Source organism: Plantibacter sp. LMC-P-059a, from assembly GCF_030209505.1.
Classification (GTDB): domain Bacteria; phylum Actinomycetota; class Actinomycetes; order Actinomycetales; family Microbacteriaceae; genus Plantibacter.
The window spans coordinates 38,813-52,838 of record NZ_JARVRZ010000008.1; the positions used below are offsets into that span (position 1 = coordinate 38,813).

General features: G+C 69.1%; 13 protein-coding genes. 4 read left to right on the forward strand and 9 right to left on the reverse strand.

Translation table 11 applies throughout. The features are described from left to right. Positions 1 to 37: 37 nt before the first annotated feature. From QRN27_RS17395 to dut, 3 genes are all read right to left on the reverse strand, one after another. Positions 38 to 715, reverse strand: a complete 678-nt coding sequence (locus tag QRN27_RS17395; RefSeq protein WP_285043297.1) for a DUF3159 domain-containing protein — start codon at positions 713 to 715, stop codon at positions 38 to 40. Positions 716 to 823: 108 nt separating this feature from the next. Then, entirely contained in the window at positions 824 to 1,444 is a 621-nt protein-coding gene (locus QRN27_RS17400) for a DUF3710 domain-containing protein (RefSeq protein ID WP_056005926.1), read from the reverse strand. Continuing rightward, positions 1,441 to 1,950, reverse strand: coding sequence for a dUTP diphosphatase (gene dut / locus QRN27_RS17405; RefSeq protein WP_194669970.1), 510 nt, complete (start codon positions 1,948 to 1,950; stop codon positions 1,441 to 1,443). Before dut ends, QRN27_RS17400 begins: the two co-directional genes overlap by 4 nt. 38 nt (positions 1,951 to 1,988) lie before the next feature. Here dut and QRN27_RS17410 point away from each other — a divergent pair, with 38 nt between their 5' ends. Beyond that, positions 1,989 to 2,435 carry a DUF3093 domain-containing protein gene (locus QRN27_RS17410; protein WP_285043298.1) on the forward strand — a complete coding sequence of 149 codons (447 nt, stop codon included), beginning with the start codon at positions 1,989 to 1,991 and terminating at the stop codon, positions 2,433 to 2,435. 96 nt (positions 2,436 to 2,531) lie between these two features. Here QRN27_RS17410 and QRN27_RS17415 read toward each other — a convergent pair whose 3' ends face one another. Then, a complete protein-coding gene (locus QRN27_RS17415; RefSeq protein ID WP_056005937.1) occupies positions 2,532 to 2,825 on the reverse strand; it encodes a DUF4193 domain-containing protein in 294 nt (97 codons plus the stop codon). Between the two features lie 200 nt (positions 2,826 to 3,025). Between QRN27_RS17415 and sepH the strand changes: the two genes are divergently transcribed. After that, positions 3,026 to 4,147, forward strand: a complete 1,122-nt coding sequence (gene sepH, locus QRN27_RS17420) for a septation protein SepH (RefSeq protein WP_285043299.1) — start codon at positions 3,026 to 3,028, stop codon at positions 4,145 to 4,147. 12 nt (positions 4,148 to 4,159) lie between these two features. On the opposite strand, the gene QRN27_RS17425 is transcribed toward sepH, so the two are convergent. Further along, a complete protein-coding gene (locus tag QRN27_RS17425) occupies positions 4,160 to 5,302 on the reverse strand; it encodes an alkaline phosphatase family protein (RefSeq protein WP_285043300.1) in 1,143 nt (380 codons plus the stop codon). A gap of 87 nt (positions 5,303 to 5,389) precedes the next feature. Here QRN27_RS17425 and QRN27_RS17430 point away from each other — a divergent pair, with 87 nt between their 5' ends. Continuing rightward, a complete protein-coding gene (locus QRN27_RS17430; RefSeq protein WP_285043301.1) occupies positions 5,390 to 7,900 on the forward strand; it encodes a DNA gyrase/topoisomerase IV subunit A in 2,511 nt (836 codons plus the stop codon). 111 nt (positions 7,901 to 8,011) lie between these two features. Here the strand turns inward: QRN27_RS17430 and QRN27_RS17435 are convergent, their stop codons facing one another. Next, on the reverse strand, positions 8,012 to 10,090 hold the full coding sequence (locus QRN27_RS17435; RefSeq protein ID WP_285043302.1) for a DNA gyrase/topoisomerase IV subunit B: 2,079 nt from the start codon (positions 10,088 to 10,090) through the stop codon (positions 8,012 to 8,014). A gap of 214 nt (positions 10,091 to 10,304) precedes the next feature. Here QRN27_RS17435 and QRN27_RS17440 point away from each other — a divergent pair, with 214 nt between their 5' ends. Then, entirely contained in the window at positions 10,305 to 10,535 is a 231-nt protein-coding gene (locus tag QRN27_RS17440) for a DUF7455 domain-containing protein (protein WP_056011197.1), read from the forward strand. A gap of 58 nt (positions 10,536 to 10,593) precedes the next feature. Here QRN27_RS17440 and QRN27_RS17445 read toward each other — a convergent pair whose 3' ends face one another. Genes QRN27_RS17445 through QRN27_RS17455 form a run of 3 tightly spaced genes read right to left on the reverse strand, consistent with a single transcriptional unit; the run spans position 10,594 to position 13,893 of the window. After that, positions 10,594 to 11,343 (reverse strand): type 1 glutamine amidotransferase, encoded by a 750-nt coding sequence (locus QRN27_RS17445; RefSeq protein WP_285043303.1) that lies wholly within the window; start codon positions 11,341 to 11,343, stop codon positions 10,594 to 10,596. Continuing rightward, complete coding sequence (locus QRN27_RS17450; RefSeq protein WP_285043304.1) at positions 11,340 to 12,602, reverse strand: MurT ligase domain-containing protein; 1,263 nt, start codon at positions 12,600 to 12,602, stop codon at positions 11,340 to 11,342. Before QRN27_RS17450 ends, QRN27_RS17445 begins: the two co-directional genes overlap by 4 nt. 4 nt (positions 12,603 to 12,606) lie before the next feature. Then, positions 12,607 to 13,893 (reverse strand): RNA polymerase sigma factor, encoded by a 1,287-nt coding sequence (locus tag QRN27_RS17455; RefSeq protein ID WP_285043306.1) that lies wholly within the window; start codon positions 13,891 to 13,893, stop codon positions 12,607 to 12,609. Between the last annotated feature and the right edge of the window lie 133 nt (positions 13,894 to 14,026).

Sequence of the window (14,026 nt, forward strand, 5' to 3'; positions counted from 1 at the left end):
AACGCACGACGGCGTCGGTCCGGGCTCTCGGTCAGGGTCACGCGACGGCGGACGACGGGGCCTTCGGGAAGACGGCCCGCACGACGAGCCAGCTGAGGACGAGCAGTGGAGCGTACAGCGGGATCCCCATCAGGAGACGGAGGGTTCCGAGCAGCTCGACGTTCCCGCTGAAGTACAGCGGGAGCTGGACGAGGAGACGGGCCGCGAACATCGCGACCCACACGAGCGTCAACCAGCGCATGGCGCGACGCTGTCCCGGATGGGTGCGCCAGCTGGTGCCACTCCCCATGAGGTACCCGGCGACGAGTCCGACGACCGGCCAGCCGACGAGCACGGAGACGAGCAAGGCGACCGCATACGCCCCGTTCGTCCAGAAGCCGACGACGTAGAAGTCCTCGGCGCGCCCGGAGAGGAGTGCGAGGGCGGCGGAGAGCGCGATGCCGAGCAGTCCGCCGACGGCCTGGGTCACCGGCTGTCGTTGCACGAGTCTCGCGACGGCGAACAGCACGCCGAGCGCGACGGGCGCCACGATCGACGGCACGAGGTCGAAGGTGAGGGTGTAGACGATGAGGAAGACGAGTCCGGGCAGGATCGCCTCGGCGATGCCCCGGACACCGCCCATGGCCGCGAGGAGGGCCTTCCCCGTGGGGGCGTCGCCCTCCGCCATGGCGCCGAGGCCCGACTTGCGGGCGGCCGCACCGAATGCGGCGCTCATCGACGGACCCGCCTGCGGACGACCGTCCTCGGTGGCCGGGTCGACACCATCGGCCGCGGCGGGCCGCTCAGGTTCGTGCGGCCCGGTTCCTGCTGCTCCCGACATGCTCTAGGCGCTCGTGGCCGTCGGCATGCGCAGCGGGATGAGGTCGCGCGGCGGCATGGGCGAGTTGCCCCGGACGACGACGAGGCTGCGGAAGAGGTCGTCGACGAGCGCTGCGGCATCCGGCTTCGAGGCACCCTCGCCGGCGACCACGCCACGGAGGAACCATCGCGGGCCGTCGACCCCGATGAACCGTGCGAGGTGGGTGGCTTCGGCGCCGGCGGCGCCGCCGGTCGGGACCTCGGCGACGAGTTCCGGGCCGAACTCGCCCTCGCGCTCGGTGACCGTCCCGCCCTGCTGGGCGATCTGCTCGGCGATCTGGGCGCGGGTCTCGTTCCAGAGTCCGGTGGACCGCGGGGCTGCGAAGGGCTGGACCTGCAGGGTCGAACCGGCGTAGTCGAGCCCGACGGCGACGACGCGCTTGGTCGCCTCCTCGACCTCGAGACGGAGGTTCAGGCCCTCGCGCGGCAACACCTTGACGCCGCCGAGGTCGATGTACGGACGGACCGGGTTCGCCTCGCTCTCGTCGAACGGGCCGGCGCTGTCGCGGTCCTCCGGCGCGGACTTCGCGTCGTCAGGCAGCTCGGCGTCGACGTCGAGGTCGGGAAGGTCTTCCAGTTCGCTCATGCGAGGGTTCCTGTCTGCGCTGCACCGTGGGTGCTGGTGGATGAGTCGGTGGCGGCGGGTGCGTGAGCGAGGGCGCCACGGCCGGTCGAGCCGAACCCACCCGTCCCACGTGCGCTCCCCGGTAGGCGATCCACCGGGATGAAGTTGGCACGGGCGACCGGCATCACGATGAGCTGGGCGATCCGGTCGCCGGGTTCGATCGTGAACGCGGCGTCGCGATCCGTGTTGAGGAGGGTGACCTTGACCTCGCCCCGGTAGCCCGCGTCGACGGTGCCCGGCGCGTTGACGACCGTGATGCCGTGCTTCGCCGCGAGTCCGCTCCGGGGCACGACGAAGGCGGCGAACCCGTCGGGCAGGGCGATGGACACGCCGGTTCCGACGAGGGCACGCTCCCCCGGCTGGAGGACGACGTGTTCGGCGGAGACGAGATCGGCTCCCGCATCGCCCGGGTGTGCGTAGCCGGGCAGATCCGGCGCGATAATGAGTACGTCAACGCTTTCGGTCACGAATCGAGGGTAGTGCAGTTCTCTGAGACAAGGCAGACATGCAGCCGTACCGTGAAACCCTCTGGCCCAGTCCCTGGGTCATCATCGCCCTCGCCCTCGTGGTGCCGGCGACCATGCTCGTCCTCGCGCCGGTGTCGCTTCCGGCCGGGGTCATCGGGGCGGTGGTGCTCTACGGCGGTTGCCTCGCCCTCGCCTTCGGGTCGGCGCCGAGGATCGAGGTCTCCGGCGCGATCCTGTCGGTCGGCAAGGCCTCCATCCCGCTCGCGCAGGTCGGCGACGTCATCGTGTACACCGGAGCGGACGCGACCGCGCAGCTCCGCACCAAACTCGACGCCAGGGCGTGGCTGATGATCCGTGGGTGGGTCCACAGCCTCGTCAAGGTGGAGGTCACCGACCCGGCCGACCCGACGCCGTACTGGTTGTTGTCGTCCCGTCGGCCGCAGCTGCTCGCGGACGCGATCGCCGCTGCCCGCTCGACCGTCTGAATCCGGGCGAGCCGCACCCGCCCGAAGCGGCAACGACAAGACCCCTCCGGATCGAGATCCGGAGGGGTTCCGTCTACCGCTGATGCGGTGGTGTCGTCAGGCTGCGCACTCCGCGCAGATCGGGCCGAACTTGCCCTCGTGGTCCAGCTGCGAGCGGTGCTTCACGAGGAAGCACTCCATGCAGGTGAACTCGTCCGCCTGAGGCGGGAGCACGACGACGTCGAGGTCGAGGTCGGAGAGGTCGGATCCACCCAGGTTGTAGTCGCCCGGGTTGTCGGCGTCTTCGGAGTCGACGACTCCCGACAGCTTGTCTGGAACGCGCTCCTTCAGGGCCTCGATCGACTCGGAATCGTCGTCGGTCTTGCGGGGAGCGTCGTAATCAGTTGCCATGCCTATCCACTTCTCGATGCCGTCGGATACAAAATCGGCGGGCACAGTTTGCATCAGTTCCGCGTGAATAGCAAACCGTGTTCAGGAGGGGGTGCGGAACCTTCCCGTGCAACTGACGGCACGCCCGGCGTATTCCCCGGATCACCCGGTGATCCGTGAGAACGTGGGTCAATCACGTGGCGCGCTGAGAGGCATTCATCATGCAGGAATTGAAGGTAGTCGGGGCGGAGCTCGGAGCTCTGATCGTTGCTGATCGGAACGAGGAGGAGTACCGCCTCATCGTCGACGACGCATTCCACGTCCACCTCCGGCGGGCGAAACCGGCCGGGGCCCCCGTCGGCGGCGCCACCAAGATCAGCCCGCGCGAAGTGCAGGCGCACATCCGCAGCGGTCTGTCGGCCGAGGACGTCGCCGCGGTCACCGGTGCGTCCCTGGAATACGTCCAGCGGTTCGAGGGCCCGGTGATGGCGGAACGCGAACACATCGTCGGCACCGCCCTCGGCGTCGCCGTCCTTCCGACGACGGACACCACCGCCGACGACATCGAGGCGACCTTCGGGAACGTCATCCGGGCCCGGCTCGAGAAGCTCGGAGCGAGTGACGAGCGCTGGACCAGTTGGAAGGAACCGGAGGGCGGTTGGATCGTCAAGCTCTCCTTCACCGCCGATCAGGTCGACCACGACGCCCGCTGGGCGTTCGAACCGAAGAAGCTCGCGCTGACCCCCATCGGCAGCGAAGCCACCACGCTGTCCCGCCAGGGTGACCTTCCGGCCGCCTTGATCCCCCGTCTGCGCGCCGTCGACACCGACGACTCCCCCGACACCTCCCGCTTCGACAGCGGCGCGTTCTCGCTCGACCGGGTGTCCACCGAACCGCCCGCCGATTCGGTTCGGGCGGCGGAGACCCGTCCGATCGATCCGCTGCCGTTCGCTGCCGACACCGGATTCGGTCGCGCGCCCTCCTCGAAGGCGGCGACCCAGGCGGCCATCAACCGCGAGGCCTCCAGCCCCGATCAGCACAACCAGACCGCGGACCTCCTCGAGGCGCTCCGCAAGCGTCGGGGCGAGCGGGAGTCCGCGCCCAGCGAACCCGAACCTGCGGAACGGCCGAGCACGCCGCATGCCGTACCGGACCAGCAGACACCCCTGGCGGTGTTCGACACCGGTGAGTTCGAGGCTGCGCAGCAGCGACGTTCCGGCGACACCGATCCCCTTGGCGATGGCGCGGCACCCGCGGGTGCGAAAGCCCGACGCGGCCGAGCGTCGATGCCGTCCTGGGACGAGATCGTCTTCGGCGCGAAGTCCGACGACGACCCCGTCTGAGCGCCGGAGCGGTCAGGGCTCGTAGCGCCCGAGGCCGAGGAGCGGGATCCGACGTTCGTCGTCGGTGAGTGACCCGTGCTGGCCGATCATGCCGCGTGCGCTCTGATCGGTCGGCCGTGAGTCGTAATAGGCGATGCGTTTCCGGGCGGCCACGATGACGTCCCCGATGCGCGGCAGCACCTCCGGATCGACCTCGCCGTACCAGCCGTGCTCGATCGCCTCGGCTCGCGTCGCGACCCAGGACCGCGCGCCCTCCTCGGACCTCCACGACGCCGCCAGTCGCTCGTGATCCGCGGCGTCCGCGTCGGCGTCGAGATAGAGGTGCAGGCATCGCGGCTCGCCGCCGACGTGCCGCACGCCGTCCACGAGCGCCGGCACCTGATCGAAGAGGACGTGCTGGTGTGCCTGGACGTCGATGATCCCGTGGTCGGCGGTGACGAGGGCGCCGACCGCGTTCGGCAGCCGGGTCGACCACCGTCTCAGGTCACCGTCGAGCTCCTCGAGCAGCGCCGCCCAGCGGCCGGACTCCCACCCGTACTCGTGCGCCGCCTGGTCGAGCTCAGGGACGTACACGTAGCTCAGGGTCCGTCCGGTGCTCCCGGCGACGACGTCGAGCGCGGCGTCGAGACGATCGGACATGGAGCGTCCCGCCCGGTAGTCCGCGCCACGGAGGACCGCTCGGGTGAACCCCGAACCGCGGTACCGCTCCTGGCCGATGACGGTGGTGGTGACGCCCTCGGCGCGGGCCCGTTCGAACACGGTGGGTAGGCGCTGCCAGGTCTCTGGGACCATGCCCGGGTCCCAGCCGCTCAGCTGGTTGACGACCCGGTCTCCGGCGAGGTCCCTGGCTCGATAGCTGACGAGTCCGTGACGGCCGGGGAGCGCCCCGGTGGTCAGCGTCGCGATCCCGGCCGCGGTCGTGGACGGGAATGCCGACGTCGTCGTGGACCGAGGGCCGAGGCGGGGGGCGAGGAAGCGGGCGTGGGCGGCAGCTCCGCGGAGGTTCGCAGCGCCGAGGCCGTCGACGAGGACGACGATGGCATGGTCGGCCGACGGCAGTGATCCACCGCTCGAGGTCAGGGATGCGAGGCAATCCGGGAGGACATCGGCAAGGCTGCGCGAGTCAGGATCGACCGTCGGTAGCATGGAGGTCATCGGGCTCAGTCTCGCACACCGCATGGTCGAGCGAGCCCCGCCATCACCGCCGAGCATCGGCTCGGTGTCCCTCAGCAGAGACACGGAATGACCCGCCAACAGCAGACCCCGCCGACGGAGCCCAGTGGCGAGCGCATCGAGGACATCGATGTCTCGTCGGAGATGCAGACCTCCTTCCTGGAGTACGCCTATTCGGTCATCTACGCCCGCGCCCTCCCCGATGCACGCGACGGTCTGAAGCCGGTCCAGCGGCGCATCCTCTATCAGATGACCGAGATGGGTCTCCGCCCGGATCGCGGCCACGTGAAGTCGGCGCGGGTCGTCGGCGAGGTGATGGGCAAGCTGCACCCGCACGGCGACACTGCCATCTACGACGCGCTCGTCCGCCTCGCGCAGTCGTTCACCCTGCGCGTGCCCTTGATCGACGGCCACGGCAACTTCGGATCGCTCGACGACGGGCCGGCGGCCCCGCGCTACACTGAGGCACGGCTCGACGCCGCCGCCCTCGCGCTCACCGCCGACCTCGACGAGGACGTCGTCGACTTCGTCCCGAACTACGACAACCAGTTCATGCAGCCGGAGGTGCTGCCTGCGGCGTTCCCCAACCTGCTCGTGAACGGCGCCAGCGGCATCGCCGTCGGTATGGCGACGAACATGGCGCCGCACAACCTCGTCGAGGTCATCGGCGCCGCCCGGCACCTCATCGCGCACCCGCAGGCCACCCTCGAGGACCTCATGGAGTTCGTCCCCGGACCGGACCTGCCGTCCGGCGGGACGATCGTGGGGCTCGACGGCATCAAGGACGCCTACGCGACGGGCCGTGGTTCCTTCAAGACGCGCGCGAAGGTGTCCGTCGAACCGGTCACCGCACGGAAGACCGGCCTCGTCATCACGGAACTGCCGTACCTGGTCGGACCCGAGAAGATCATCGAGAAGATCAAGGACGGCGTCACCTCCAAGAAGCTCAACGGCATCTCGGACGTCACCGACCTCACCGACCGGATGCACGGACTCCGGCTCGTGATCGGGATCAAGACCGGCTTCTCCCCCGAAGCCGTCCTCGAGCAGCTCTACCGGTACACCCCCCTCGAGGATTCGTTCAGCATCAACAACGTCGCCCTCGTGGACGGCGGCCCGCAGACGCTCGGTCTCCGCGAGCTGCTCCAGGTGTACGTCGACCACCGCATCAGCGTGGTCACCCGCCGGAGCCGGTTCCGGCTGGCGAGGCGGAAGGAACGCCTGCACCTCGTCGAGGGCCTCCTCATCGCGATCCTCGACATCGACGAGGTCATCCAGGTCATCCGGGCGAGCGACGACTCGGAGCAGGCCCGCGCGCGACTGATCGAGGTCTTCGACCTGTCCCAGCTGCAGGCCGAGTACATCCTCGAGCTCCGGCTTCGACGGCTCACGAAGTTCTCCCGCATCGAACTCGAGGCGGAGCGCGACAAGCTGCTCGCGGAGATCGCGGAACTCGAGCGACTGCTCGGGAGCCAGCGACTGATCCGAGCGGCGGTCTCGGCGGAACTCGCCGCCGCCGCCGAGCAGTTCGGCACCCCACGACGGACGATGTTGACGAACGCCAAGCCGAGCGTCGCGACGACCGGGCGCGGCAAGAGCGCCCCGATCCTCGAGCTCGCCGACACCCCGTGCCGCGTCTACCTCAGCGCAACGGGACGGGCGCTCCGCGTCGACCTCGACCCGGACGCTCAGGCGCCCCGGCCGGGACGTCGGAGCAAGCACGATGCGATCCTGAGCGTCGTCGAGACCACCAGCCGCACCGAGCTCGGCGCCGTCACGAGCAAGGGACGGCTCATCCGGTTCACGCCGCTCGACCTCCCCGCGGTGCCGGCGGCGTCCATCCAGCTCGCGGCCGGCGTCCGGATCGGTGAGTACCTCTCCCTGCCCGACCGCGATGAGCGGGTGCTGGCCATCGTCTCCCTCTCCAGCGAGCAGCCGATCGTGCTCGGCACCGAGACCGGCGTGGTCAAACGCGTCATCCCCGGCGATCTGCCCGCGAAGCCCGACGTCGAGGTCATCACGCTGAAGCCGCGCGACCGTGTCATCGGTGCGGCGCAGGTCGGCGACGATGCGGAACTCGTGTTCGTCGCCTCCGACGCGCAGCTCCTCCGCTTCGCCGCGTCGTCCGTCCGGCCGCAGGGTCGTGCCGCGGGTGGCATGGCCGGCATCAACCTCGCCGCCGGTGCGAAGGTCATCTCCTTCACTGCTGTCCTCCCGGACGACGAGGTGGTCGTCGTCACCGTCGCGACGAACTCCCTCACGCTCGCCGGAACGGACACCGGCAGTGCGAAGGTGTCCGAGTTCTCGGAGTTCCCCGCGAAGGGTCGGGCGACGGGCGGGGTCCGGTCGCAACGCTTCCTGAAGGGTGAGGACCAGCTGGCCGTCGCCTGGGTCGGTGCCGCTCCGGCACACGCCGTCGGCACGGACGGGACGCCTCGGACGCTCCCGGAGGTCGGGGCCAAACGCGATGCCTCCGGCACACCGCTCGACGCTCCTATCGGGTTCATCGGCGGCGCGATCGCACCACCGGTCGCCCCGCCGGCTACGGATGACACGACCGCCGACGGCGAACCTGCCTGAGCCCTGTCCCGCACCGACGAGAGGCCCGGTCCGAGCATCCGCTCGCACCGGGCCTCGATCGTTCCCCGGGCCATCGCCTCGTCCCCGGGCGCTGCAGGGCCCGGGCGGGAGTCAGACGTCGATGCTCTCGCGGGACAGCCGGTCGGAGCTGTCCACGATGAACTCCTTCCTCGGGGCCACATCGTTGCCCATGAGGAGTTCGAAGATGCGTCCGGCCGACTCGGCGTCCTCCACGCGCACGCGGCGGAGCGTGCGGTGGCGTCGATCCATCGTCGTCGTGGCCAACTGGTCGGCGTCCATCTCACCGAGTCCCTTGTACCGCTGGATCGGTTCCTGGTGCTTCTTGCCGGTGCGCTTGAGGTCGGCGAGGACGGCGTGCAGCTCGGCTTCGGAGTACGTGTAGATCGTCTCGTTCGGCTTCGAACCGGGGTTGATGACGATGACCCGGTGCAGCGGTGGCACCGCAGCGAAGACGCGGCCGGCCTCGATGAGCGGCCGCATGTAGCGGAAGAAGAGCGTGAGCAGGAGGGTGCGGATGTGCGCACCGTCGACGTCCGCGTCGCTCATCAGGATGATCTTCCCGTACCGTGCGGCGTCGAGGTCGAAGGATCGACCTGACCCGGCTCCGATGACCTGGATGATGGACGCGCACTCGGCGTTCGAGAGCATGTCGGAGACGGAGGCCTTCTGCACGTTCAGGATCTTGCCGCGGATCGGGAGGAGCGCCTGGTACGAGCTGTCTCGCGCCAGCTTCGCCGTCCCGAGCGCGGAGTCACCCTCGACGATGAACAGCTCACTCGATTCGAGGTTGCCCGAGCGGCAGTCGACGAGCTTGGCCGGCAGCGACGAGTTCTCGAGGGCGTTCTTCCGGCGCTGTGTCTCCTTGTGGGTCCGGGCGGAGATCCGGGACTTCATCTCGGACACGATCTTCTCGAGCACGAGCGCCGTCTGCGCCTTATCGTCGCGTTTCGTCGACGCGAACCGCTCCTTGAGCTCCTTCGCGACCACGTTCGCCACGATGGCCCGCACGGCGGGCGTCCCGAGGATCTCCTTCGTCTGGCCCTCGAACTGCGGTTCGGCGAGCCGGACCGTCAGCACGGCGGTCAGGCCGGCGAGGACGTCGTCCTTCTCGAGTTTGTCCGAGCCGACCTTCAGCCGACGGGCGTTCTGCTCCACCTGGGCCCGGAGGAACTTCAACAGCCCCTGGTCGAAGCCCAGCTGGTGCGTGCCGCCCTTCGGTGTGGCGATGATGTTGACGAAGCTCCGCATGACCATCTCGTACCCGGTGCCCCACCGCAGGGCGATGTCGACCTCGGCCTCGCGCTCCACCTCGGTCGCGACCATGGTGCCCGACGGCGACAGGACCGGCACCGTCTCGGTGAACGTGCCGCTTCCGGTGAGGCGCCAGGTGTCGGTGAGGGCGGTGTCGCCCGCGAGGTAGTCGACGAACTCCGAGATGCCGCCCTCGTAGCGGTACATGGCCTCGGTCGGTTCCTCGACGGTCTCGTCGCGGATGTGGATGCCGAGCCCCTTGATGAGGAAGGCCGTCTGACGGGCTCGGCCCAACAGCTCCTCAGCCTGGAACTGCGCACCCTTCGTGAAGATCTGGCGGTCGGCCCAGTAGCGGATCCGCGTGCCCGTCACGCCGCGCTTGGTCTTCCCGATGACTCGGAGTTCGCTCTGCTTCTCGAAGGGGGTGAACGGTGCGTCCGGCGTGGGCTCACCGGTGTCGGCGAAGATGCCGGGCTCGCCACGGTGGAAGGACATCGCGTAGGTCTTGCCACCGCGGTCCACCTCGACGTCGAGCCGTTCCGAGAGCGCATTGACGACAGAGGCGCCGACGCCGTGCAGCCCGCCCGACGCGGCGTAGGACCCACCGCCGAACTTGCCGCCGGCGTGTAGCTTCGTGAACACGACCTCGACGCCCGACAGGCCGGTCTTCGGCTCGATGTCGACCGGGATGCCTCGCGCGTGGTCTCGGACCTCGACGCTCTGGTCGGCGTGCAGGATGATCTCGATCTCGTCACCGTGCCCGCCGAGTGCCTCGTCGACCGAGTTGTCGATGATCTCCCAGAGGCAGTGCATGAGGCCCCGCGAGTCCGTCGATCCGATGTACATGCCGGGTCGCTTGCGCACCGCCTCGAGGCCTTCGAGGACGGAGAGATGCCGGGCGGAGTAGTCGCTGCTCACCTCTCAAGAGTAGTCTCCGCGTCCGACACGCCCATGGTGACACTCGGCGACGATCCCGCCATCCTGCATTCCGGCCGGCACCCATCCGGCTGAGGGTCTGGTCCGAATGATCTACGCGCAGAGCGAAACGAACGCGCAAAGGCACACCGTTGCGGCGAACGCGTGCTTTCATGAGTACTACGAGTTTCGTAGCCGCCCGAGTCAGGAGGAGCACATGTCACAGACTGCTACCGAGAGCACGCCGAGTGACCTCGACGCCCAGCAACTGACTGCCGCCGATCGTTGCGATCTGTGCGGAGCACAGGCCTACATCCGCGTGCAGATGAACAGCGGTGAGCTGCTGTTCTGCGCGCACCACGGCAAGAAGTACCAGGAGAAGCTGACGCAGGTCGCGACCGACTGGCACGACGAGTCCGCGCGGCTCTTCACCGAGCAGCGCGCGTAGCCTCCCCAGTCATGACGAAGGGCCCCGGATCCGAGATCCGGGGCCCTTCGTCATGGGTTCAGCCGATGGACGTGATGATCTGTGCCCGCGCCTGCTCGGCGATGTCGTCGAGGGCGCGCAGTTCCGGCGACTCGTCGAGCATCGACGTCCCACCGGCGACGACGATGGCCTGACGGAGCAGACGGTCGGCCAGTTCGGGGTTCTTCGCCAGCACCGGTCCGTGCAGATGAGTGCCGATGAACGGACCGACCATCGCCCCCTCGGTGCCGTCTCCGTTGCCGCGGCCGTGGCGCACCGCGCCGACAGCCTGGACGCCCGTACCGGCACGGAAGTCCCTCGCGTGGTTCTCGTAGCCCACGAGGACGGGCGACTCCAGCTCGAGGTCGCCGGCCGGCACGACGAGCAGGTCGTCGCTGGCCCGGGCGCTGCGGAGCGGGGCGTCCCCCTCGATGATCGCGAGTCCGTCCACCCAGCTGCCCGGTGTCAGTTCGAGACGACGGGTGAGGAGCTTCCATCCGTTCGCCACGGCGAGGACCGGCACCCCGGCCTCCACCCACGCGATGAAGGCGTCGTGGAACGGCCGGAGCGCTTCGAGGACAGCCGGGGCGGACGGGTCGTCGCAGGAGCCGAGCACGACGGCGTGGACCGCGTCCGGCAGGTCCGCCACCGACTCGACCGGGACCAGCTCGACGGTGAGTCCCCGAGCGCGACCACGGCGGGCGAGGACCGAGCCGTTCTCGGCGTCGCCGTTGACGTTGCAGCTCGACGGCAGCAGGACGGCGATGATGATCGTCGGCTCGGTCGTCATGCGTCGTCCTGATCGTTCGAGGCGAGCCCGAGGTGCGCGCGCGTGCGACGCATCGAGTCGGCGGTGAAGATGACGGTCTTACGGCCGACACCAGGGGCGGGGAGTGCCAGGAACGCGTCCAGGGCCGCACCGAGATCCGGCTCGATGCGATCGATCTCGACGCCGTCGTACCCGAGCTGGAGCGCCGCCTCCCAGGCCTTCGACCCGGAGACGACGGCGACGCGACCGAGTCGGGCCGTGTCGACCGGCCACAGGTAGGACGGGTCGCGGACGTCGCTGCCGACGGCCACCAGGATCTGCTCCGTGTCCGGGGCGAGACTGTCGATGTTCAGTTGGAAGCTCGCCGGGTTCTGGACGAGCACGAACTCCACTTCGACGCCACGCACGGTGGTCACCTCGCCGCGGCCGAAGACCGGGGTCAAGGCCCCGAACGAGGCTGCCGCCGTCGCGAGCCGGAACTCCGGCCCGAGGATGGCCGCGGCACCGGAGATGGCCGCAGCCGCGTCGATCGCGTAGTGCACGCCGCGAGCGGGAAGGCGGAACCGCGCGGTCTCGCCTCGGTGCGCGATGACCACCTCGTCGCCGGCCAGCGACTGGACCACCGTGCCGGCGTCCGCGTCGACACGATCCGGGGCGGTCGAGCTGTAGCCCAGGCCACGCGGACTGGCTTCCAGGACCGAGGCCGAGACGCCGTACCGCCACCGGGTCGCGGCGCTCCCCGAGGCGACCGCGTCGACCAGCGCGTCGTCGCCGTTCAGGACCAGCGAACCGGTCGATCGTCCGGCGATCGCATCGAGCATGCGGGACACCATGGCGGCATCGTGGAAGCGGTCGATCTGATCGACCGACACGTTCGTCAGGATGACGTGCGCCGGGCGGAGCCGCGGCGCGATCAGAGCCCCATGGCCCTCGTCCATCTCGAGCACGCCCAGATCCGCGTCGATCCGACCTCGGAGGTCGGCCCGTTCGAGGAGTGCCGAGGTGAGGCCCTGGGAGATGTTCGCCGTGGACGGGTTCGTGAACACGGAGACCTGATGCGCGCGCAGGATACCCACGAGCATCTTGGTCGTGGTCGACTTCCCGCTCGAGCCACTCACGATCACGAGGCCACGCGGGAAGCTGTTCAGCGTGTCCGGCAGGAACCCGGGAGCGACACGGTTGACCACGAGGCCGGGAACGGCCGATCCCCCGCCCGGCTTACGCAGCCTGGCGAGGAATCGGACGGCTCGACCCGCGAGGATGGCGGGGGCGTAGCGCATGCTCCTACTCGAGGTAGTCGCGGAGCGACTGGGATCGGCTCGGGTGACGCAGCTTGGCCATCGTCTTCGACTCGATCTGTCGGATCCGCTCGCGCGTGACGCCGAACGTGTCGCCGATCTGGTCTAGCGTCTTCGGCATGCCGTCTCCGAGGCCGAAGCGCATCCGGATGACACCTGCTTCGCGCTCGGACAGTGAATCGAGGAGCGACTCCAACTGCTTCTGCAGCATGGTGAAGCTCACCGCATCGGCCGGGACGACCGCCTCGGTGTCTTCGATGAGGTCGCCGAACTCGCTGTCGCCGTCCTCGCCCAGAGGGGTGTGCAGCGAGATGGGCTCGCGGCCGTACTTCTGGACCTCGATGACCTTCTCAGGCGTCATGTCGAGCTCACGGCTCAGTTCCTCAGGCGTGGGTTCGCGACCGAGGTCCTGGAGCATCTGGCGCTGCACGCGGGCGAGCTTGTTGATGACCTCGACCATGTGCACGGGGATGCGGATGGTCCGCGCCTGGTCGGCCATGGCACGCGTGATGGCCTGGCGGATCCACCAGGTCGCGTACGTGGAGAACTTGAAGCCCTTCGTGTAGTCGAACTTCTCGACAGCACGGATGAGCCCGAGGTTGCCCTCCTGGATGAGGTCGAGGAACTGCATGCCTCGTCCGGTGTAGCGCTTGGCGAGGCTCACGACGAGTCGCAGGTTGGCGCCGAGCAGGTGGCTCTTCGCCCGGGCTCCGTCCTTCGCGACCCACTGGAGTTCCCGGCCGACGCGCGAGCGCTTCTCGAGGTCGGACAGCTGCGAGAGCTTGTCCTCCGCGAAGAGTCCGGCCTCGATGCGCATGGCGAGCTCGACCTCTTCCGCTGCGTTGAGGAGGGCGACCTTACCGATCTGCTTGAGGTAGTCCTTCACCGGGTCGGCGGTCGCGCCGGTGATCGCCGCGGAGTAGACGGGGATCTCGTCGTCGTCGCTGTTGGAGAGCACGAGTGCGTCGGTGGGGAGGGTGATCTCGGGGACGGACTTGTCGTCCTCCTCCTCGACCGCCTCCGTCGCCTCGCCGGCGGGAGCGTCGACCACGGCGTCGTCGGCGACGACCTCGACGACGACGTCCTCGTCGTCGGCAGCCTCATCGGGCTCCGAGCCCGCCTTCGGGGCGGCCTTGGCGCGCGTGGCCTTCGCCTTGGGAGCGGCTTTCGTGCGCGGCGTGGCGGCCTTGGTGGTCCGAGCCTTCGCTGCGGGAGCCTCCGTGGCCTCGTCTGCCGGCGCTGCTTCGTCTGCGCGAGCGGTCTTGGTGGCCATAGCTGCACCTTCCTGTTCGGACCCGGCTTCGAGAGTCAACGCCGGATCGTCCGTGATTTCGGACATTACGAGGACCCATGTCAAGTCTTGGTGCAGTGCAACCCGAAAAGGGCCGCCGACATTCCGAGAGGTG